Origin of the sequence: Aminivibrio sp. (assembly GCF_016756745.1) — a bacterium.
Taxonomy (GTDB): Bacteria; Synergistota; Synergistia; order Synergistales; family Aminobacteriaceae; genus Aminivibrio.
Genome location: NZ_JAESIH010000025.1, coordinates 1 through 20095 on the forward strand (window position 1 = coordinate 1; position 20095 = coordinate 20095).

20 protein-coding genes are annotated in these 20095 nt (G+C 55.5%); 14 read left to right on the plus strand and 6 right to left on the minus strand.

Features of this window, described 5'->3' with window-relative positions; all coding sequences use genetic code 11:
* Window positions 1-825: 825 nt before the first annotated feature.
* The 3 genes from JMJ95_RS01895 to JMJ95_RS01900 form a co-directional block, all read right to left on the minus strand.
* A complete protein-coding gene (locus JMJ95_RS01895) occupies window positions 826-1617 on the minus strand; it encodes a hypothetical protein (protein ID WP_290681839.1) in 792 nt (263 codons plus the stop codon).
* A gap of 96 nt (window positions 1618-1713) precedes the next feature.
* Window positions 1714-2574 (minus strand): tetratricopeptide repeat protein, encoded by an 861-nt coding sequence (locus JMJ95_RS13885; protein ID WP_367153734.1) that lies wholly within the window; start codon window positions 2572-2574, stop codon window positions 1714-1716.
* Window positions 2571-3593 (minus strand): FlgT C-terminal domain-containing protein, encoded by a 1023-nt coding sequence (locus JMJ95_RS01900; RefSeq protein WP_290681842.1) that lies wholly within the window; start codon window positions 3591-3593, stop codon window positions 2571-2573. Before JMJ95_RS01900 ends, JMJ95_RS13885 begins: the two co-directional genes overlap by 4 nt.
* Before the next feature lie 194 nt (window positions 3594-3787).
* Between JMJ95_RS01900 and JMJ95_RS01905 the strand changes: the two genes are divergently transcribed.
* The 5 genes from JMJ95_RS01905 (at window position 3788) to JMJ95_RS01925 (ending at window position 6850) form a co-directional block, all read left to right on the plus strand.
* Entirely contained in the window at window positions 3788-4150 is a 363-nt protein-coding gene (locus tag JMJ95_RS01905; protein ID WP_290681845.1) for a desulfoferrodoxin, read from the plus strand.
* A 2-nt stretch (window positions 4151-4152) separates the two neighbouring features.
* A complete protein-coding gene (locus tag JMJ95_RS01910; protein WP_290681848.1) occupies window positions 4153-4647 on the plus strand; it encodes a ferritin in 495 nt (164 codons plus the stop codon).
* Window positions 4648-4745: 98 nt separating this feature from the next.
* On the plus strand, window positions 4746-5273 hold the full coding sequence (locus JMJ95_RS01915; protein WP_290681851.1) for a flavin reductase family protein: 528 nt from the start codon (window positions 4746-4748) through the stop codon (window positions 5271-5273).
* A gap of 33 nt (window positions 5274-5306) precedes the next feature.
* Window positions 5307-6182: a TIGR02757 family protein gene (locus JMJ95_RS01920; RefSeq protein ID WP_290681853.1), complete on the plus strand. Its 876-nt coding sequence runs from the start codon at window positions 5307-5309 to the stop codon at window positions 6180-6182.
* Window positions 6152-6850: a tetratricopeptide repeat protein gene (locus JMJ95_RS01925; protein ID WP_290681856.1), complete on the plus strand. Its 699-nt coding sequence runs from the start codon at window positions 6152-6154 to the stop codon at window positions 6848-6850. Before JMJ95_RS01920 ends, JMJ95_RS01925 begins: the two co-directional genes overlap by 31 nt.
* Here the strand turns inward: JMJ95_RS01925 and JMJ95_RS01930 are convergent.
* From JMJ95_RS01930 to JMJ95_RS01940, 3 genes are read right to left on the minus strand one after another with little or no spacing between them, the layout of a single operon-like run.
* On the minus strand, window positions 6827-7867 hold the full coding sequence (locus tag JMJ95_RS01930; RefSeq protein WP_290681859.1) for an asparaginase: 1041 nt from the start codon (window positions 7865-7867) through the stop codon (window positions 6827-6829). The two genes, JMJ95_RS01925 and JMJ95_RS01930, sit on opposite strands and share 24 nt — an antisense overlap.
* Window positions 7868-7880: 13 nt before the next feature.
* Window positions 7881-8609 carry a polysaccharide deacetylase family protein gene (locus JMJ95_RS01935; RefSeq protein WP_290681862.1) on the minus strand — a complete coding sequence of 243 codons (729 nt, stop codon included), beginning with the start codon at window positions 8607-8609 and terminating at the stop codon, window positions 7881-7883.
* A gap of 5 nt (window positions 8610-8614) precedes the next feature.
* Window positions 8615-9853, minus strand: a complete 1239-nt coding sequence (locus JMJ95_RS01940) for an MFS transporter (RefSeq protein ID WP_290681865.1) — start codon at window positions 9851-9853, stop codon at window positions 8615-8617.
* A 397-nt stretch (window positions 9854-10250) separates the two neighbouring features.
* Here JMJ95_RS01940 and JMJ95_RS01945 point away from each other — a divergent pair, with 397 nt between their 5' ends.
* The 9 genes from JMJ95_RS01945 to JMJ95_RS01985 all read left to right on the plus strand — a co-directional run bounded on the left by JMJ95_RS01945 (window position 10251) and on the right by JMJ95_RS01985 (window position 20066).
* The gene (locus tag JMJ95_RS01945) at window positions 10251-10760 is read left to right on the plus strand and encodes a dCMP deaminase family protein (RefSeq protein WP_290681867.1); all 510 of its coding nucleotides are present in this window, start codon (window positions 10251-10253) and stop codon (window positions 10758-10760) included.
* 19 nt (window positions 10761-10779) lie between these two features.
* Window positions 10780-11358: an HDIG domain-containing metalloprotein gene (locus tag JMJ95_RS01950; RefSeq protein ID WP_290681870.1), complete on the plus strand. Its 579-nt coding sequence runs from the start codon at window positions 10780-10782 to the stop codon at window positions 11356-11358.
* Between the two features lie 417 nt (window positions 11359-11775).
* On the plus strand, window positions 11776-12411 hold the full coding sequence (locus JMJ95_RS01955; RefSeq protein ID WP_290681873.1) for a response regulator transcription factor: 636 nt from the start codon (window positions 11776-11778) through the stop codon (window positions 12409-12411).
* The gene (locus JMJ95_RS01960; RefSeq protein WP_290681876.1) at window positions 12408-13781 is read left to right on the plus strand and encodes a histidine kinase; all 1374 of its coding nucleotides are present in this window, start codon (window positions 12408-12410) and stop codon (window positions 13779-13781) included. The genes JMJ95_RS01955 and JMJ95_RS01960 overlap by 4 nt, the downstream gene beginning before the upstream one ends.
* A gap of 48 nt (window positions 13782-13829) precedes the next feature.
* A complete protein-coding gene (locus tag JMJ95_RS01965) occupies window positions 13830-15428 on the plus strand; it encodes an MBL fold metallo-hydrolase (RefSeq protein ID WP_290681879.1) in 1599 nt (532 codons plus the stop codon).
* A 32-nt stretch (window positions 15429-15460) separates the two neighbouring features.
* Complete coding sequence (locus tag JMJ95_RS01970) at window positions 15461-16972, plus strand: hypothetical protein (protein ID WP_290681882.1); 1512 nt, start codon at window positions 15461-15463, stop codon at window positions 16970-16972.
* A 58-nt stretch (window positions 16973-17030) separates the two neighbouring features.
* Entirely contained in the window at window positions 17031-18311 is a 1281-nt protein-coding gene (tyrS, locus tag JMJ95_RS01975; protein WP_290681885.1) for a tyrosine--tRNA ligase, read from the plus strand.
* A gap of 25 nt (window positions 18312-18336) precedes the next feature.
* Window positions 18337-19224: a hypothetical protein gene (locus tag JMJ95_RS01980; RefSeq protein WP_290681888.1), complete on the plus strand. Its 888-nt coding sequence runs from the start codon at window positions 18337-18339 to the stop codon at window positions 19222-19224.
* A complete protein-coding gene (locus JMJ95_RS01985; RefSeq protein WP_290681891.1) occupies window positions 19221-20066 on the plus strand; it encodes a lysophospholipid acyltransferase family protein in 846 nt (281 codons plus the stop codon). The genes JMJ95_RS01980 and JMJ95_RS01985 overlap by 4 nt, the downstream gene beginning before the upstream one ends.
* Window positions 20067-20095 lie beyond the last annotated feature (29 nt).

Sequence of the window (20095 nt, forward strand, 5' to 3'; positions counted from 1 at the left end):
GATCTTGCCCTTGTTTGTCATCCTGAGGGTTGTACTACCACCCGAAGGATCTGGTTTTTGCTCCTGAAGGGCCTTAAAATCGAGGTCCATTCGGCCATTAACCCGGCCTCAGGACGACAAGGCGAGGTCCATTCGGCCATTAACCCGGCCTCAGGACGACAAGGCGAGGTCCATTCGGCCATTAACCCGGCCTCAGGACGACAGGCAAGGGCAAGAACGAGGGGGAGGGTCCGCTTTTGGCTGTCGTCTTAAGGCCGTGGAGGCCGGCCCTTGCTGTCAGGGGCACTTGTTGTAATGACCCTGCTGTCATCCTGAGGCCGTGGTCATGGCCGGAGGATCTTGCCCTTGTTTGTCATCCTGAGGGTTGTACTACCACCCGAAGGATCTGGTTTTTGCTCCTGAAGGGCCTTAAAATCGAGGTCCATTCGGCCATGAACCCGCCCTCAGGACGACAAGGCGAGGTCCTCCCCTCGCTATGCTCGGGATGCTGCGCGATTCGGGCGTGGAGCCGCCCTCAGGACGACAGGCAAGGGCAAGAACGAGGTCTTACCCTCGCCTCGCTATGCTCTGGGTGGTCAGATTTAGGATACCAAAACCACCATCCGTCTCAGGAAAGAAGGATAATGGTTTCAGAGTAGGATCGGCTGGATCTGAAAACGGCATGCTGAACCTGTCCGGATAATCTGTTTTTGATATCAGCCTGGACAGGAAGAGAAAGAAAAAGGGGAAAGAGCGCACAGACCGAAGATGAAATTCGGAGGAAAAAAGGTCGAATAGTTTTATTCTTTCCTTGGTCCTCATGGCAATGCATTCCTTCCTTGAATTTTAATGGTTGGCGAGGGGCGTGAGCCTGCCCATCCAGAGATACCCCCATACGGCAGCCTGGTGGGCTAGAAGGGGAGTGTCGCTGTCGTTCCAGTATACGTTGTTCCTATGCACCATCCTTGTGAGGGTGTACAGATGGTCCTTCAGTATCTCGGAAGGCTTTTCCGGAATATCCACCGAAGATGATGTCATTTGGTACCAGCTTCTCCCGGTCCATGCGTAGATGGCTTTCGGTCGGTCTCCTTTCCAAGCGATGGGAACTCTTGGGTTACCAAGTATGCCCATTCTGTCTACGAGTCGGTCCCACGAACCAATTGCGTTGAAAGATGGATTCACAGCCCAGGAAGGAACGGCTGTCGGAAGCAGCATTCTCCCTGATGGCGGCAGTGATGGCGGAACGGGCTGCTGAAGTCGGTGCGGGGAAACGGCATCAAGGGGAAGGACCTGAACATGGTTAAAAGAGGACACCGCAGCTGGGACCGGGTACTGAAGAAGGGGAAGGGATGCGGGATTGATCGATCCGACGACGAAGGCAGTCGGTACAAGTCCGTTTTGGCTCATTGCGCCGTAGACCCAGGCTCCTGATGAAGTCCGCACAACAGGATATCCGTCAAAGGTGACATACCATCCCGCCGGGAGGTTGTAGGGGCGATATACGTAAAAATTCATGCCGGCATAGAGCGGCTGGTTTACGAGAACAGGTTCCACGACATAAACGGAAGAAGCTCCGCAGGGTGCTGCCGGTAGAGAAAAAGAGAGAAGGGCAAGAAGAACGAGTGTAAGTCGTTTCATGATCGGGAGTCCTCCTTTCAAAGAATGCGTTCATTTCCCTGTACAAAAGAAAGGGGGAACCTTCCTGGCCTGCATTTTACAGGGAGAAAACGTCAATCAGTCCGTTTCCCCTTCCGTAGCAGCGGGATCGGGAGGAATATACACAGGGCTTGGGAAGTCTGGAACCGCGTCCGGTGAAGGCGCTGTTTCCAACTGTGCCGGGTCGGTGTTTTCTTCGTTCTGCGGGGCTATTACAATGCGCACCGGCACGAAGGGGCGCAGTTTTCTGTTCGTCTTGTCAGAAGGGAACTGCCCGGGCACGGGGGCAGCGTCCGGGGTGCTTTCTGTCGTCATTTCTTTCGGTGCTGCCTCGGGAGGAAGATGCGGGCTATCCGGAGCTTCCTGATTCGGGGCTTTATCAGGAGGAAGAATTGAAAATCCTCCGGTCGCTGCCGACAGGGCCTCGATTCTTTCCGGCCGTTTTGGATCCCAGAGAGGTTTTCGTCCGTCGCCCGGAGGATAGGCAAGAATCCTGGAGAGCGGCGGGTATTCAGGTTCCGCTTCCAGGGCCTTTTTGTATGCTTCCTGCGCCCTGGAGAACAACCCTCTTTCGTGGTATGCCCTTCCAAGGGCATGCCAGGCTACTGGATTGTCCGGCTCTTCAAGAACAGCCCGTTCAAGGAGAGGGGTTGCCCTGGAGAAATATCGCTGTCCAAGAAGAAGAATCCCCTGCTGAAGAGAAAGGTTCATGGGGGGGAGGGAATCAGGTTCTCTCTGCACCTCCTTTTTCGCTGCCGGAGCGGTGTTTTTGGATGGGGAGGCTTTTTTTGCCGGTTTCGGTTTTTTTTGTTCCGTTGCCCTTCCTTCCGGCTCGGTAACGACCACTCCATTTGCCCCTGCCGGCAGAATTTCAGAAAACAGGGGAAATGCCCAGAGAAAAAGAACCGCCCAAATGCTGATACATGCTGTTTTCTTCATTTCAGGGGAGCCGCCTTTTTCGTCCCGAACCTCGAAGTTCGTACCAGGTCGTTGAGCTGGACGGGATCATTGGGTTTTTCGTTGATCAGTACCACGACCGATTCGGAATCCATGAGTTTCGTGACTTTCACGTTGCCCACTACCCGGGGAACGATTACCACCGGATTTTCCGGGTCAACGGTGATGTATGAATCGCCCCGGATCACCTGGAGAATATCTCCCACAGCCAGGGAATTTTTCCGTCCGAGGGTGATGATGTACTCTCTTCTCTTTAGCGTCGAATCTGCGGTTGGGGCGATGATCCTGCCGATGAGGGAAAATTCATCGTCGCTGACCCCTGATATTTCTCCCGCCGCATCGGCGATTGCGTTCTTGAAGGCTTGCCAGTGTGAAGTGGAAGAAAACTGCTTCCATGTCGGCCGGCTCATTTTCTGTCCCTTGTCGGGAGGTGTCAGCCGGAGAAGGTCGAGCCCATCCTTGTGTATCCGGTCGAAAAGGTTGGTCTGGAGTATTTCCAGCACCGGGTATTCCCTGGCGTTCAGAAAATACAGTCTGTCGTCTCCGGGATTGAAAGTGTACCGCTGGTCACTGCCCGAGGCAATTCTGGAATCCTGCATTTCCCCGTTTCCCCCGTCATACATTCTGACACGGAGAGAGACATCCGTATTCTCGAAGGAACCCAGCGTCTCCCTCTCTTTCGCGAGAACGGAAAAAAGCTCCATCCGGACTGCAAAATCTCCAGGTCGGCGTTCTCCGGCGAACCATCGTTCTGCCGCCTCTTCATCGAGAATCCGGACATCTGTGAAAGGATCCCTTCGAAGCAGAGATGCCAGATATTCTGTCATTTTCCGTTCCAGGACATTGACGGGGTAAAATTTGCTTTCCCAAATTTCATAATCAGTAAAATTCAGCGTCGGCAGAAGAAGCACCGTTTTATTTCCCGATGCAGCCGCATCAGATGAAAAGAAAAAACAAAGAATTACAAGGGCAGCGACGCCCGTTTTCAGGGTCGGTTTCATGGTTTCAGCCTCCACAAAGTTTGGTGCTATCTCCGATATATGTATCGGCGGGCGGAAACCTTGAATGAAGCCATTCTGCGCCTCTCGAAGGGGAACCTCTTCCGACTTCTCTGTGAAAAGAACAAATAAATGCTATAATGAATCCGTTTACAAATAACAACGTCATTTCATATCAAAAGGAGGAAAAATACGGGATGAAGAAGCTGGATGTGTTTAAATGCGATCTGTGCGGCAATGTGGTAGAACTCCTTCACGTAGGAGGGGGAGACCTTGTGTGCTGCGGACAGCCCATGAAGCTCCTCGAGGAAAAAACCGCCGATTCGGCCACCGAGAAGCATGTTCCGGTTGTTGAAGGCAACAAGGTCAAGGTGGGAAGCGTTCCTCACCCCATGACGAACGAACATTACATCGAGTTCATCGAGATCATGGATGGTAACAGGATTTGCAGGAAATTCCTGAATCCCGGAGAGCCTGCCGAAGCCGTCTTCGAGACTTTTGCTCCAACGAAGAGCAGGGAATACTGCAATATTCATGGTTTATGGAAGGTGGATCTCTAAGTATGATAAGCAAAAAGATTGAAGACGCCTTCAACGATCAGATCAACGCTGAGCTCTATTCTGCCTATATCTATCTCTCCATGTCCGCGTATCTGAACTCTGTTGACCTCAACGGCATGGCTCACTGGATGAAAGTCCAGGCCAAGGAGGAATTGGAACATGCCACGAAATTTGCCTCCTATATCGTAGCGCGAGGCGGACGGGTTAAATATAAGGCCATCGAATGTCCCCGGGAAGAATGGGCATCCGCTCTTGAAGTCTTTAAAGGAGCTTATGAGCATGAACGGTATGTCACCAGGCGGATCAACGACCTCATGGACCTTGCCGTGACGGAGAAAGACTATGCAGCCCAGGTCTTTCTCCAGTGGTTTGTAAGCGAACAGGTCGAGGAAGAGGCCAATACCGACGGGATTGTGAAAAAGATGGAGATGATAGGAGAGGGCAGGCACGGCATGTACATGATTGACAAGGAACTCGGGGAGAGAAAGGCCGACTAGGCTGGTTTCCCCCTGCTTTCCCCGCAGTGCGAATGTGGTGTATCATTGAGCAGGAGCCTCGTGTTCCTGCTCATTTTTTCATCAAAGGGAGGACGACCATGGACGCTCAGATTGACCCAAGGGCCCTGTTCACTCTGAATTATGGAGTGTACATCCTCAGCACAAGGTACGAAGGAAAAAAGAACGGCCAGATCATCAACGCCCTCATGCAGCTGACAGCAGATCCCATCTGCATGGCGGCGTGTCTGCACAGGGATAATTACACCACCGAGCTCGTGGAAAAAAGCGGCAGGTTTTCCATTTCGGTCCTCGAAGATGCCGTCCCGCTCAAATTCATAGGAGTGTTCGGGTTCCGCTGCGGTCGCGAATTTGACAAGTTCGGCGAATGCACTTATGAAATCAGCGAGAGCGGCCTCCCGCTCGTGACTGAATACTCCCTTGCCGGTATTGAACTCAAGGTGCTTTCCGTGCAGGAAGTATTCACCCACAAGCTGATCGTCGGCCAGGTGGAGAAGGCTCAGCTCTTGAAGGAAGGAACCCCTCTCACTTATGCCAACTACCATACTGTAAAAAAAGGGAAGTCTCCGGTGAACGCACCATCCGCCGTTTTTAACCAAGTTAAGTGAAGGGCCTGCCCGTTTTTCGGAGATATTAGGAAGGTGAGACGGCTGAAAAAGGAGAATGTCCTGTCCGCAGAAGCACGGAATCTGGCAGGATTTCTGCCCCGCTTCGAGGATGTATACCGCAGGATGAACCGCCGGGAGTTCATATCCCCCGATCCCCTGGAAAAACTCTACCTTTACGACACGGTGGAGGAAAGAGAAGTCGTGGGGCTTGCCGTATCGTCCATTGCCTACGGAAGGGTAGCCCAGATTCTCAGGAATGCGGACAGGCTGCTGTCGGTCATGGGCCCCTCTCCCAGGTCCTTTCTTATGGAGACACCGGCAGGGGTACTTTCCCGTCTCCTTGGCGGGTTTCGTCACAGGTTCACATCCGGGAACGAAATGGTCTCCTTTCTTGCGGGAATAGGGAAGATACTCAGGGAATACGGCCGTCTCGAATACTTTTTTCAAGACTGTCTCAACAGAACCGGGGATTTCCTGGATGGCGCCGCACTCTTCTCCGGCGGAATCCGGGCAAGAGGTGGTCTGGGGAAGAGCTTCCTTCTCCCCTCGCCCGGCGACGGAAGTGCATGTAAAAGATTGTTCCTGTTCCTCAAATGGATGGTCCGGTCTGACGAAGTTGACCCCGGAGGCTGGAAGGTGCTTGGGCCGGAGACCCTGGTTTTCCCCATGGACGTTCACATGTTTAGGATGTGTTCGTGTCTCGGCCTGACGAAACGGAAAACTCCGGACCTGAAAACGGCTCTTGAGGTCACTGGACTTTTCAGAAAGTATATTCCGGAGGATCCGGTGAAGTACGATTTTGTGCTCACCAGGTTCGGGATTCGCAGCGAGATGGACGCGAAAGCGTTCGTCAAAACGTGCCTGGAAGGTGATGAACTGTGGAAGGAAAAGGATCGTACCGGAGAGTGAAGAAGCGGTCTGCGGCAGTATGGTGTTTCCCTGTTTTCTTTTTGGTCTTCGGTTTGTTCGGCGCTTCCGCTGTCCACGGCGGGCTCCGGGAAGCCCTGCTGAAGGCGGCGGCGGCGCCCGGCGATGCCGCCGCCCATGCAGAACTCGCCAGGGCGTACAACCTCAACAATGAACCGGGCAAAGCTTTCTTGGCGGCGCGGCAGTCCCTTGACCTGATGCCCGGATTCCCTCCAGCGGTCCTCGAACTTGCCCATGCTTCCCGGATGAAGGGAAACCACGAGGAAGCGGTGAAACTGTACGAAATGTATCTATCCGACGACCCCGTGTCGGTGGAAGCGCTCGCAGGAAACAGCGAAAGCCTTGCCAGGCTCGAGCGCTGGGATGAGTCCTTCGCTTCGGCCATGGCGGCTATCCGGGAGGCGCCGAAAAGAGCGGAGGGGTACGGTGCCCTGGGACGGGCGTACAGAATAGCCGGCCGTTTCGAGGAGGCCGTGGAGGTTCTCAGGCAGGGACTTGTTTTCCGGAGCGATTCCGTCGACATACTGTACGATCTCGGACTCTGCTGCGTTGAACTGGGAGACCGTACCTCTGCTCTGGTTCAATACGAAAGGCTCCTTGAACTGGACCCGGAGAAGGCATCCTTTCTATTCCGGACGATTTACCCCTGAGAGAGGATCTCCCCCGGGGGTGATCTCGTCGCAGAAATTCTCGTGAAGGAGGGCTTCGAGTCGGTCGGGTTCCGTCGCCGGGAGGGTAATCATGAGTTTTGCGATAATTGCCTCCCTGGTCATGTCCTTACCGGAGATCGCCCCCAGTTCCAGGGTTTTCCTCCCTACTTCGTAAACGCTCAGGTCCACTCCCCCGTAAACGCACTGGGTTGTAATGACTACCGGAATATTCTTCTCCCTGCACCGTGCAATAGGCGGGAGGAGATTCTCGCCAAGATAAGGCACACCGCCGAGGCCTAGGGCCTCCAGGACGATGGCCCGGGGCTCTGCGTCCGTCAGGTGTTCCAGGTACCGTGCCCGGAAACCGGGAAACAGGGTGACAAGGAAAATGGAGTTCTCCACGGAGAGGGAAGAAACGTCCACGGGGTAGGTTCCCGCGAGGAATGGTTCTTTCCCCAGGACTGCCTTTCCCGATAGGATGCAGCCCAGTTCATGGTAATTAATGCTTGAAAAAGCGGTTGAGTCGTGGCTCAGGATCTTCTGGGAACGGGGGCCGTGGATGAGATGCCCGTGGAATGCAATGGAAATGCCTTTTCTTCCTTGTTCCGCCAGGGCGCTGAGAAAAATGAAACCCTCCAGGATATTGGTTTCGGCGTCGGAACCTGGATCACCCATGGGAAGCATGGACCCTGTAATGACGACCGGCCTCGAAAACCCCGGCAGAAAAAAGGAGAGGGCCGAGGCGGAATAAGCCATGGTGTCCGTTCCGTGAAGAATGAGAAATCCGTCATATTCGCTTTCCTCGGCCCTGAGACACGCCGCCATCATCTTCCAGTCCTCCGGGGACATGTTTGAACTGTCCTTAGAGAGCAAATCCAGAACCGTGACTCGGCCGAATCGCTCCAGGCCCCTGACGCCGGAAAGAAGTTCCTCTCCCGGAAGGGATGGTGTCAGACCGTGCATTCCAGGCCGGGATGCAATTGTACCCCCTGTGGAAATAACCAGAAACTCAGCCACGAAATCATCTCCCTCACATGATACTGAACGGGACTTTCGCTGCACCCGCTAGAAATAGGGCATTCGCCATGTAAGCGGAAAACATTTCGTCCAGCGTCACGAATTCAAATCCGTTCTTCCTGAGACGGTCGATTATTACGGGCAGAGCGTCGATGGTCGCCTTTACTCCCGAGTGAAAGAGAAGGATGGAACCAGGGACTGCTCTCCGGACCATCCTGTTTGCGATGTAGGAAGGAGAAACTCCAGTATAGTCCCGGCTGTTGATGTCCCAGAGCACCAGTTTCATCCCGTTCTTTCTTACTCTTTCCACCGTCTTCCTGTCGTACTTTCCTCCCGGAGGACGGAAAAAACGGACCGGAACGGACGTGAGCGCCTCGAGAACAGCTGAGCATTTTAGTATGTCTTCCTCCAGCTCGTCCGCCGAAAGCGAAAGACAGCTCCTGTGGGAATAGGAATGATTCGCCACCGTATGTCCTCTGGAGCGGATTTCCCGAACGAGCCCCGGGTTCTTTTCCGCCATGGAGCCGACAAGAAAAAAGCTCACCTTCACTCCGAGGGAGTCCAGTATGTCGAGAAGAGGAGGCGTGAGCTTTTCGTTGGGACCGTCATCAAAAGTAATTGCCACCGTCCTGACAAGACTGCTTCCGGAGGCGAGCACCGTCGCTCCCTCGAGCCGGAGCGGGCCGGCAAAAACAAACACCGCAGAAAGAAGAACAACCGTCAGGCTACGGAATAATGCCACTGGTATCAGCTCCTCACTTTCCTGAGGATGACGATGCCGAGAATAAAGGTGTAGGAAAGAACGGCTATGGCCAGCCTGATGGAACCGGTGGCCTGGGTGATGAAGCCGAATACGGCGGGTCCGAATATGCCGGAGAATTTGCTCGAAATATCGTAGAATCCGAAAAATTCGGCCGTTCTTCCTGGGGGAATCATTGACGCAAAAAAGCTCCGGCTGATTGCCTGGGTACCGCCCTGAACCATTCCTACCGCTATGGCAAGGGCCCAGAAATGCCATATTTCCCTTACGAAAATGGCTGCGAAGGTAATGCAGAGGTAGAAGAAAAGCCCTGCGAGGATCGATCTTTTGCTGCCGATTTTCGAGGCAAGGGAACCGAAGGCCAGGGAAAATGGAATCCCCACGAACTGGGTAACCAGGAGAGACCCCACCAGGTGGAACATGGGTATGCCCAAGGTGGCTCCATAGATTGTCGCCATGCGGATGATGGTCCCTATGCCGTCGTTGTAAAACCAGAAAGCCAGGAGGAAAACAAAAAGGTTCTTGTAGTTCCTGATTTCCATGAAAGTCGCCCTCAACCTTTCCAGCCCCTTCAGGAAAAGGGGCGCCCCGGAAAGGTGCTTCCCTTCCGGCGAAGAGGGAGGTTCATCCACGAACAGAAACACCGGGATGGAGAAAAGGGCCCACCACAGGGCGACGGAGAGGAAGGAAAGCCGGGCTCCTGCGGTTCCGGGAAGATAGCGGATGAAAAGAAGGTTTGCCGCGAGGAGAATCCCTCCACCAAGGTAACCCAGAGCGTATCCCTGGGAAGAAACGGTGTCTATCCGGTGTGCCGGAACGAGGGAAGGAAGAAGGGCATCATAGAATATCAGGGAAGCTGAAAAGCCTATGGTCCCGCCCATCATGAGAAACAGGGCCAGAACCCAGTTACCCGGTCCTACGAAGGCCATGCATCCCGAGGAGATGACACCGACCAGTGTAAAGATAAAAAGCATTCTTTTTTTCGATCCCTTTACATCGGCCGCCGCACCCAGGATCGGGGCGAAAAAGGCGCTCAGAAAGAGGGAGATGGCAGAGGCATATGCCCAGTAGGCGGTGGAAATGTTCGGTGCCAGCCCAAGGGCGGCGACCTCCTTGAAATATACCGGGTAGACTGCAGCCATGATGGTGGTCGCGAAGGCTGAGTTCCCCACGTCGTAGGAGCACCAGGAGAAGACTTTTCGATCAATGTCACGGAAAAAAAGCATAAAGGCTCCTTTTCGCCAGGGAGTATAAGTCCGGGTAATGAAATAACCTTCCGTATCATATCATTAGAGCAGGGAGAATCTCCACATCCTGAATCCTAAATCCGCTAATTTTTCAGGCAGAGGGAGTGCCGCCGGGCATAAGGTGAATTAGCCCTCCCCAGGGGCGAAGAGATTATCCCCTAGGGGGGGAGGGCGCCTGAGGTGAGAGAAACCGACACGGAGGTCGGGTTTCACAGGCAGGCAGCCGGCGAACGCAGGAAACCGCGGGACTCGCCTGGGCAGTTGTCACGGACGACAATCCGCCCCCCGCGGGGGGCGGATTTAGGCGGAAGAGTTGGTGAGAAAGGGCTTCTCCGGGTGCTATAATCGTAATCGACGGAAAAACGGAGGATGAGACATGACTATTCAGCGGCCGGAATGGGATATTTACTTCATGATGATAGCCGGGGTAGCTGCTTCGCGAAGCACGTGTCTCCGGAGGCGTGTCGGTGCGGTAATCGTGAGGGAAAATCACATTATCAGCACGGGGTACAATGGTGCTCCAAAGGGACTGCCCCATTGCGGCGAAGTCGGCTGTCTCAGGGCGATACTCGGGATACCGTCGGGAGAACGCCACGAAATCTGCCGGGGATCCCATGCTGAAATGAACGCCATCGCACAGGCTGCCTCCGTGGGAACGAGTACGGCAGGCGCGGCGATTTACTGTACCCATGAACCCTGCTCCTTTTGCACGAAAGCGATACTCAACGCCGGAATCCGGAGAGTGGTGTACGTGCACCCCTATCCCGACGAGCTCGCAAGGAGCATGCGGGCGGATGCGGCCGTTACGGTCGACAGGCTGCCGGAAAACGTTTTTTCCATGGTTTCCCCCCTGCTCGAGGGGCTGTTTCAACCGGCGTCACAATAAACTTCGAGGAGGAAACACGATGAACATTTCACGAAACCAGGCTCTTGAACTGCTGAAGAAATACAACAAAGAAGACAGTCATATCAAGCACGCCCTTGCTGTTGAGGCCGCCATGGGTTTTTTTGCCTCCAGGATGGGAGGTGACGTGGAGAAATGGAAACTTGCGGGGCTCCTTCATGATATAGACTGGGAAATCACCCAGGAGAACCCGGAGAGGCATACCCACGAGGGAGCTCGATGGCTTGCCGACGCGGGGTATCCCGAAGACATCTCCAGGGCTGTCCTTGCCCACGGTTGGAGCATCTGTTCAGACACAAAACCGGAAAGTGACATGGAAAAGGTGCTCTTCACCGTAGACGAACTTACGGGACTGGTGATCACGGCGGCCCTGGTTCGCCCCAGCAGATCGGTCATGGACCTCGAAGTCAAATCAGTGAAGAAAAAGTGGAAGGACAAGGCCTTTGCGAGGGGAGTGGACCGGGACCTCATCGTCAAGGGGGCTGAAATGATACCCATGCCCCTGGATACCGTCATCGAGTGGGTTATCCTGGCTCTCAGGGAAGTGGAGGCCGAAATCGGCCTCGGGAGCGGGGCGTAGAAAAAGTATTTCACGCCGTTCCACTAGGCGGCTTTGTCGATGCGGATGTCCTCCCCTAAATCCGCTAATTTTTCAGGCAGAGGGAGTGTCGCCGGGCATAAGGTGAATTCGCCCTCCCCAGGGCGCGAAGAGATCTCGCTCCGCGCTCCTTGCGGAGAGGCCCCTGGGGAGGGCGCCTGAGGTGAGAGAAACCGACACGGATGTCGGCTTCACAGGCAGGCAGCCGGCGAACGCAGGGAGCCGCGGGACTCGCTTGGGCAGTTGTCACGAACGACAATCCGCACCCCCCGCCCAAGCGAGTTCCGGTGACGCTCCCAGCTGAGGTGCGGATTTAGGCCTCCGGTGCCGGTATGATCAAAAACCGGATTTCGCTTTTCCCCCCCGGGGGGATAAAAAGCATGGAAGGAGATGAAAACGATGCCCATACGGGTTGTACTTGCCGACGACCACCCTTTAACAAGGGCGGGAATTTCCGCATACCTCGCCCGGGAAAGTTCGGTTGAACTGGTCGGAGAGGCTGAAGACGGGCACGAAGCATGGAGACTAATCGACGAACTGCGGCCGGATGTGGCCCTTCTCGATATCCGAATGCCGGGTGAAGACGGAGTCGCCGTGGCCCGGAAGGTGAAAGAGTCGTCCCTTCCGGTTTCTGTGGTCATGCTTACCTCCTACGATGCCCAGCAGTATGTTCTGGCATCGCTCAGGGCCGGAGCAAGGGGATTCATCCTTAAAACCGCCACCCCCGAAGAGATTTCCCGGGCCATTTCCACCGTGGCCAAGGGAGGCTTTTACCTTGACTCGGAAGTGGCCTCGGCCGTCGGGGAAAGGGAGTTCGCTCCCGAAGCCCTTTCGGCCAGGGAGAGAGAAGTGCTCATACTCGCCTCGAAGGGGCTTTCAAGCAAGGAAGTGGCTGCCCGTCTCTTTATCAGTGAGCGGACAGTACAAACCCACTTGGCCTCCATCTACGACAAGCTTGGAGCGAAAAACAAGACCGAGGCCCTTCTCCTGGCGCTGAAGTACGGTGTCGTTACCCTTGAGGAATTGCTTGAATGAGGCGGCACCTCCTCCTGATCATAACCTTCGCGATCCTTTTGCCCGCTCTCGCGGTGCTCCTGGTCTCAGGTTTCGGCCTGATGCAGCACGAATGGGCCATGAAATCCGTGGCCCGTTCCTACGTGCAGGACATGGCGGAAAACGTGGCTTCGAGGCTCGGAGGCATCGAGACCAGAAAATGGGGGAGCGAACTCACGTCAATCGAAATTCGGAGATTCAGGGTCTTTACCTGGGGCCCTTCGCTCCCCGGCTGGGTGGCCGTGGTGTCGGCAGACGGAAGAATTCTTTTTTCATCGCCCGGAGCTGATAATCTTGCAGCAATCTGGCGGCCGTCCATCCCCATCGGCCGGGCAGTAGAGATAAGAGACAGCGAGGGAAACCTCTATACCATCGCGGTGAACCCTGTGAGCGGGGGAGACCGGTATGTCATAGCCGCAGTCGCCTGGGACCAGCTTCTTGGCCCTCTGGTGCGGGTGGGGCGACTCTGGCCCATTTTGATTCTTCTTATGGGCGTAGGTATTCTCCTCGCCCTTTGGGCCCTCTGGAAATGGCTCATCGTTCCTCTCAAGGACCTCGTTGAGGAGATCGAAACCCTCCGGTGGGGAAAAGACCTGCCCGCTCTTCCTGATCCTGTGGCGGTAAGCGAGATCGGAAGTCTGAGAACGGTTCTTTACAGGCTTGCAAGAACCGCCGTGGAGCGGACTCTCCTGCAGAACAGGTACGTGAATGACATCGTCCGGGTCCAGGAGGGGGAAAAATCCCGCATAGCCAGGGAACTTCACGACGGTCCCATCCAGAACATCACCGCCATGATCCAGCAGATCCGCCTGTCCCGAATGGCCGGGGACGGCCAGGAAATGGACAGGCATCTCGCAATAGCTGAAGAAACTGCCCATGTTGTTGTACGAGAACTGAGGGAAATGTGCGATGAACTCTCCCCTCCGTGGATCGACCTCGGTCTTGAGCAGGCCATGACTGAGCTGGCCAACCGCCTGGCCCGGCATTACAATATTTCCATCTCTATGGATGTGGACGACTCGGTGGAACTTGGAAGGGAACGGCTGCTTTCCCTGTTCAGGATCTTTCAGGAGGGGGTTTCCAATGCTGTTCGGCATGGGCAGGCAACGGAGATGCGGGCGGAGGTTTTCCGGAAGGACGGAGCTGTTGTCTTCGAGTTCCAGGACAACGGAAAGGGATTTGAACCCGACATGAATTATGAAACGCTGCGGGTGGAAGGACACAGAGGGCTCGCCAATATGCTTGAACGCATGATGCTCGTGGGAGGCAGGCTAGAAGTGGTATCAGGGCGCGGGAAAGGGACCCTGGTGCGGTGCGTCATGCCTGATTTGCCGGAAGCGGCGGCGGTGTGACCCGTAAAAAGACGCAGCGCCTTTAGTCAAAGAAGGAGGAATTTTTCGATGTTGCTGAAAATCATCGGCGCCGCCGGAGAAGTGACCGGATCAAGCTATCTTATCGAGTGCGGAACGAGCAGAGTGCTCGTAGACTGCGGCATTTTCCAGGGAAAAGACGACGACAGAAAAAACAGCGAGCCGTTTCCCTTCGCTGCCGGAAGCCTTGACGCAGTCCTTCTTACCCATGCCCACATGGATCATTCGGGCAGAATACCCCTCCTGGTGAAGGAGGGCTTCAAGGGAAAAGTCTTCGCCACTCTTCCCACCCTCGAACTGGTGAAAGTGCTCTGGTATGATTCCGCCAACCTGATGAAGGAAGAGGCGGAATGGAAAACAAAAAAGAATTCCAGAAAAGGGCTCAAACCCGTGGAGCCTCTGTATAGTGCCGAGCATGTGGACCAGGCAATCCGCCACCTTGCGGCCTCCAGCTATGACGACAGGATAACTGTGGCTCCAGGAGTCTCCGTTCGCTTCCGGGATGCAGGTCACATCCTCGGGAGTGCCATCCTCGAGATCTGGCTCACGGAAGACGAAAAGGAAGTGAAAATCGTCTTCAGCGGCGACCTCGGTCCCCAGAAAACGGTCATGGAACGAAATCCGGCCATCATTCCCGATGCCGATTACGTGGTCATGGAATCCACCTACGGCGACAGGCTCCACAGGACAAATGTCGAGAGCCGGGAGGAATTCCGGGAAGTCTTCACCAAGGTGCTTAAAAACAAGGGGAAGGTATTTATCCCCAGTTTCGTCGTGGACAGGGCCCAGAGAGTGCTCTACGAGCTTTCTCTTCTCAAGGACGAGGGAATCCTTGGAGAATCGGTCCCCATATTCTTCGATTCCCCAATGGGAGTCAAGGCGACGGAAATCTACAGAAAACACATGAATCTTCTCTCTTCGGAAATACAACAGTATGTCAGTGAGGGGAAAGATCCTTTTTCGCCGGGAAAACTGAAATACGTTTCCAGTGTCGAAGATTCACGGGCCATAAATGAAATTCGGCACGCAGTGGTCGTTGCCGGCAGCGGAATGGTCAACGGGGGAAGGATCGTCCACCATCTGAAGCACGGCATCTGGGATCCCAAAAACCACGTTGTGTTTGTCGGTTACCAGGCCAGGGGCACCCTAGGCCGCAGGATCGTCGAAGGAGAAAAGAATATCCGCATCGCCGGCGAGGATGTGACGGTGAAAGCGGAAATTCACACCATCAACGGCTTTTCGGCTCACGCAGACCGTGACGACCTACTCGCCTGGGCGTCAAACTTCACCACGCCCCCCCTGTTCCTCATCACCCACGGCGAACCTGAATCCTCTCTCGCCTTTTCCCAGACGCTCGAAAAGGCCGGGATGAAATCCGTTATCCCCTCCGCAGGACAGGAAATCCAGCTCGAGCCCAACGGTGCCGCCAAAGCGGTGAAACTTCCCGAACAGCCCGTGCTCCTGCGGGGTGAGGAAGTTCCGTCGGTGCTCACGGAGATCCTGACATTGGCTTCCGGCCTGAGGGAATCGGTTTCAGGCAAAGAAGACGAGGACATTCTTCCCCTGCTGCAGTCGACGAAGATTCTTCTTGAAACGGCCAGGGGAAAAATGTCGGCCAAAAAGGCCTAACCTTGCCAGGCCTGAAGGAGGATAACAAGCGAATGGGTGAGGGAAAAACGATGCGCCGGGCAGTTGCCTTTCTTGGAGCGCTCGCCTTGGCTGCCATGCTTTTTACCCTTGCCGGAAGCGTGCCTGAAGGGAAAAAACTTCCTTCGGCCATTCCCCCGCCCGGGGAGGGGGTTCCTTTCCTTTTCATCGAAGCCCGGGGTGATGTCTTCGCTTCAGTGCCGTCGGCATCACTACCCGGTGAATCAGGGAAAAATGCTCCGGTCCTCAGGGGGCTCCGGAGCCTTTTCCCCCTTTTAGCGGAGGCGGAAGAAGTTGCAGTGCTATTTTCCCTGGAACGGGGGCGCATACTAACAGACGGTGTGCTCCGTTTCAGCGGAGATGAATCGGAGAGCATCGCCCGGGGAACAGTCCCTGAAAGCTGGGGGACCTCGCTGGAGGCTGAGAAAGTACCCGGTGAGGGGCTTTTCGAGCTGAAGGGCGGCCCGACACCGCTTTTCCCCCTGTACTTCCGGGGCTGGAATGGGCTCACACTCGTCGGGACGACTCCGGACAGAGTGAACGCCATGATTGCTCTTCTTGAAAAGGGCACCGGAGGAATGAACATTTCATGGTCCGTGGAAAAAAGGTGGCCCAATCATTTCCTGTTCTTTGACGGCGGACTTTTCTCTCACTTCGCCTCGCAGGAGGGTATTTCCGTCGAGCCTGGAGGAATATCGGTGACTGCGGCCTGGAGGGGAGATCGCTCAGGGGGGCGGCTGAAATGGGAGGCCGACGGACTTGAAGCTCTGTTCCGCCGCGGCGAGCCGAAAAAAATAGCTCCTGTCATGTGGGACGACCGCTTCCTTGCCCCGGAACCCTTTATCGCATCCTTCGGAATCAGCCTGCCGGAAATACCCCCGTCTCTCTTCAGAAGGGCCGGCGCCGGTGAATGGAGTCTTCAGGACACGGTCGGCATCGGAGGAAAAGAACTGAATGAATTCTTGCCGGGGCCCGTAATGGTTTCTCTCGGTGGCACAGGCAAGCTCCTTGTCTTCTCACTGCCGGGAATCCTCTTCCAGCTTCCTGACAGGGGGACCGCCGGAACGGCGTTTGCCCGGTCCTTCTGGAGCCGGGAGTGGACCTCCCTTGTGCCTGCCGTTGAGAAACTCGAAGGGTTTCCCGAGGGAGGAACCGCCTCCATACCGTTCTCCATTGTGTGCGCGGCGAATTCTGAAATGCTCAGGATCGGTGTAATCGACGGGGAATCGCTGAAGTCCGAAAGGAAAAAGAAAATAACCGATTTCGTTCCCTTGATGAGGGAAGGGAAACGGGCAGTGTTTTGGGCTTTTCTGGACGGTCCCGCTTTTGCCGAAGCCATCCGGAGCCTGGCGAGAACCGGGAAGATCGTTGAAAGAATGGGCCGGACCATAGGCGTGAATATGAAAATGGTGGTCCGCGCATCAGAAATCCTTGAAAATTCTGGAGTGCTGACGGTTGTCATGCCTTCTCTTGGAGAAGGTGTCCTCGAATGGACGAAACCCCCCTCGCCGGCGAAGGGGAAATGATAGAACTCCGCCCGGAAACATACAGCCCGGAAGCGGTATACAATCAGGAGGGAGTACTATGTTCTCAGATGCGCTACAGGTCCTCAGGGAAAGGGGACACATCGAATGGTGCAGTAACGACGAGGAACTCGGGGCCCTGTTCCGGCGGGAGATGGTCACCGCCTATGTCGGATTTGACCCTACGGCGGACAGCCTTCACGTGGGACACCTGATCCCCATAATGGCTCTCGCATGGATTCAAAAATGCGGCCATCGTCCCATACCTCTTGCAGGCATGGGCACGGGGCTCATCGGTGACCCCTCCGGGAAAAGCAAGGAGAGAAACCTGCTCACCCTGGAAAAAGTAAAGGAAAATCTCGAGGGAGTGAAAAAGCAGCTAGCTTCCTTTCTCGATTTTGACAGCGGAGCAAACTCCGCCCTCTTGATCAACAATTACGAATGGCTCGGGAAGCTCACTTTCTTGGAAGTACTCCGGGATGTGGGGAAACACTTCTCGGTCAACTCCATGATTTCAAGGGAATACGTCAGGAGTCGTCTCGAAGACCCGGAGAAGAGCATTTCCTACACTGAATTTTCCTACGTCCTGCTCCAGGCTTACGACTTCCTTTACCTTTTCTCGAACTTCGGCTGCAGGCTCCAGATGGGCGGAAACGACCAACAGGGCAATATCATTTCCGGAGTGGATCTCATCCGGAAAAAAACCGGGGGAGAAGCCTTCGGGGCAACCCAGCCCCTCCTTCTCACGTCATCCGGAACAAAATTCGGAAAGACGGAAGAAGGGGCCGTATGGCTTGACCCCGCAAGAACCTCGCCCTACAAGTTCTACCAGTTCTGGATGAATGTGGAAGACCAGTCGGTGGAAAAACTGCTGAAGCTTTTCACGTTCCTGCCTCTCGACGAAATAGCCGGAATCATGACACTTCACGGAAAGTCTCCGGAGCGCCGGGAAGCCCAGAGACGCCTCGCCTGCGAGGTTACTGCCATCGTTCATGGTGCCGCAAACGCCGAAACGGTGAAGAAAGCCAGTTCGATTCTCTTCGGGGAATCTTTCGAGCCCAGGGAACTGTCGGACAACATGCTCCGGACCCTTTCGGCGGAAGTCCCCACGGGCGAGGTTCCCAGAGAATTTCCCCTTCCCCTGGTGGACCTTCTCACGTCTTCAGGCGCCTGTCCTTCAAAAAGCGAAGCCCGCCGCCTGATCAAAGGGGGCGGACTCTACGTGAACGGCGAACGGATCGTTGAAGAAAACCGTCAGGTCAAGGAAGAGGACGTACTGGGCGACCGGTATCTCTTTGTTCGGCTGGGAAAAAAACGGTTTTTCATGGTTCTTTTCCGGTAAACCTCCTCGGAGGGAGGGAATAAAAATGGCGAAGATCGAATGCTGCTGGTACATCGGAGAATCCCTCCTGCCCTGGGAGGCCTCAGTTGCGGGAACCCTTGCCAGGGCGCTGATACGAAGCGGGACTGTTCTTCACGCCTATTCCGGGTCGGGAACGGATCTCCTGAACATTCCAGGGCTTCTCTCATGGCGCTCAATGCACACCATAGAAAGGGCAGCGGCGGCCGGGACCAGGGGAAGGCTGTGGCATCTGTGGGGAACCCCTCCTTTCTGGTGGGGGCTGGTCAGGCTCAGGGCGAGAACCGTACACACCCGCTTCTCCCTGAAAACGGAATGGAAAGGCCATCCCACGGTGTTTTCCGCTACCGAGTGCTCCGGAGGAGAAACCTATATCCCCCCGGCGTTCGAGGTCAAGGTGAACTGGGGAGGAGAAGGTCCGGGAGAAACTTCCCCGGGAGATGAGTCTCTTCTCTGCCTTCTTGCGGGAGAGACTTCGGGAGAAAACGACTATTCTTCCCTTCTCGGAAGCATGGGGGCGGACTTCCGTCTGCTCGGCCGGGCAAGCGAGGAGACGATGCAGCTTCTCTCCCTCGGCAGGACAATGCTGCTCATAGAAAACCCTGTTCCCTCTCTTGCCCTTCTTTCGGCCAACGGGGCCCTTATGGGAGTCCCGACGGCGGCCCCTCGGTCGCCGGTCATGGATGAGCTCCTCGGGAAGGAAGGGTATGTCTATCTTGATCCATCTGCGGGAGCCGATGAAAAACGGTGGGTTCTGACCCGGCTCGCCGGTGAGGAAGGAAGAGCCGCTTCCGCTGCCGCAAGGCGCCATGTATCCGAACAGTTCACCCCTGAAAAGGGAGCGAAAAAGCTGGAAAACCTCTATATCTCTCTTTCCGGGGGGGACGCCCGTTGAAAGGTCGGGCAGCTGTTCTCAACGGTATCAGGGAATGGATCAGGCCAGGCTGGCGGGCTTTGGCAGTGGCGTCCTTTTTTTCCGGCGGGCTCAGGATCATCAGGCCGAGGCGGAATGTGGCCCTCGAAAATCTCCGGCTGGCCTTTCCGGACTCCGATGAAACATGGAGAAGAGATATACTGACGAAGTGTTACCAGCACATCTCCTGGATGGTGGCCGAATATCTCTCCCTTGTCTCGAATCCCTCCCTGGTGCATTCCTGGGTCGTGGAAATCGAAGGGAAAGAAATCCTGGACACATTACGGGATTCCGGCAGGGGGGCCATCATCCTGACCGGCCACGTGGGAAACTGGGAACTCCTGGCGGGATGGCTCGCTCAGGCGGGCTATCCTCTTACGGCAGTGGTCCGGAACCCGGACGACCCCAATCTCTCCGAACTTATTGAAACCTACCGTGCCGCGCTGGGAGTAAGAACCATCCAGAAACATTTCATAATGAAAGATGCCGTCCGCCTTGCGAAAAGAGGGGGGTTTATCGGACTTCTTCCGGACCAGGCATGGCATTCCACCGGAGTCCACGGTCCCTTTTTCGGCCGGATGTGCTACACGGCTGGAGGTCCGGCCGCCATTGCCCACCTGGCAGGAGTGCCTGTCGTTCCGGTTGTCTCCTACAGGCTTGCCCCCTTCAGGCACAGGGTGGTCATCTCCCCGCCGGTTCCCATGGCCGAAGGCGAGAGAAACGCAGCCATTCAGGAAAACACGCTTCGCATGAACAGGGCAATTGAAGAAATGATCCGTCCTTTTCCCGAACAGTGGCTCTGGCTTCACAGGCGGTGGAAGTAAAACCTCCCTGGGCAGAGAAAGGAATGAAG

Coding starts and splice junctions, on each gene's coding strand:
- JMJ95_RS01965 (WP_290681879.1), top strand. CDS start 13,830: ATGTTGCTGAAAATCATCGGCGCCGCCGGAGAAGTGACCGGATCAAGC.
- JMJ95_RS01895 (WP_290681839.1), bottom strand. CDS start 1,617: ATGAAACGACTTACACTCGTTCTTCTTGCCCTTCTCTCTTTTTCTCTA.
- JMJ95_RS01950 (WP_290681870.1), top strand. CDS start 10,780: ATGAACATTTCACGAAACCAGGCTCTTGAACTGCTGAAGAAATACAAC.
- JMJ95_RS01955 (WP_290681873.1), top strand. CDS start 11,776: ATGCCCATACGGGTTGTACTTGCCGACGACCACCCTTTAACAAGGGCG.
- JMJ95_RS01900 (WP_290681842.1), bottom strand. CDS start 3,593: ATGAAACCGACCCTGAAAACGGGCGTCGCTGCCCTTGTAATTCTTTGT.
- JMJ95_RS01970 (WP_290681882.1), top strand. CDS start 15,461: ATGGGTGAGGGAAAAACGATGCGCCGGGCAGTTGCCTTTCTTGGAGCG.
- JMJ95_RS01910 (WP_290681848.1), top strand. CDS start 4,153: ATGATAAGCAAAAAGATTGAAGACGCCTTCAACGATCAGATCAACGCT.
- JMJ95_RS01980 (WP_290681888.1), top strand. CDS start 18,337: ATGGCGAAGATCGAATGCTGCTGGTACATCGGAGAATCCCTCCTGCCC.
- JMJ95_RS01945 (WP_290681867.1), top strand. CDS start 10,251: ATGACTATTCAGCGGCCGGAATGGGATATTTACTTCATGATGATAGCC.
- JMJ95_RS01940 (WP_290681865.1), bottom strand. CDS start 9,853: ATGCTTTTTTTCCGTGACATTGATCGAAAAGTCTTCTCCTGGTGCTCC.
- JMJ95_RS01905 (WP_290681845.1), top strand. CDS start 3,788: ATGAAGAAGCTGGATGTGTTTAAATGCGATCTGTGCGGCAATGTGGTA.
- tyrS (WP_290681885.1), top strand. CDS start 17,031: ATGTTCTCAGATGCGCTACAGGTCCTCAGGGAAAGGGGACACATCGAA.
- JMJ95_RS01960 (WP_290681876.1), top strand. CDS start 12,408: ATGAGGCGGCACCTCCTCCTGATCATAACCTTCGCGATCCTTTTGCCC.
- JMJ95_RS01915 (WP_290681851.1), top strand. CDS start 4,746: ATGGACGCTCAGATTGACCCAAGGGCCCTGTTCACTCTGAATTATGGA.
- JMJ95_RS13885 (WP_367153734.1), bottom strand. CDS start 2,574: ATGAAGAAAACAGCATGTATCAGCATTTGGGCGGTTCTTTTTCTCTGG.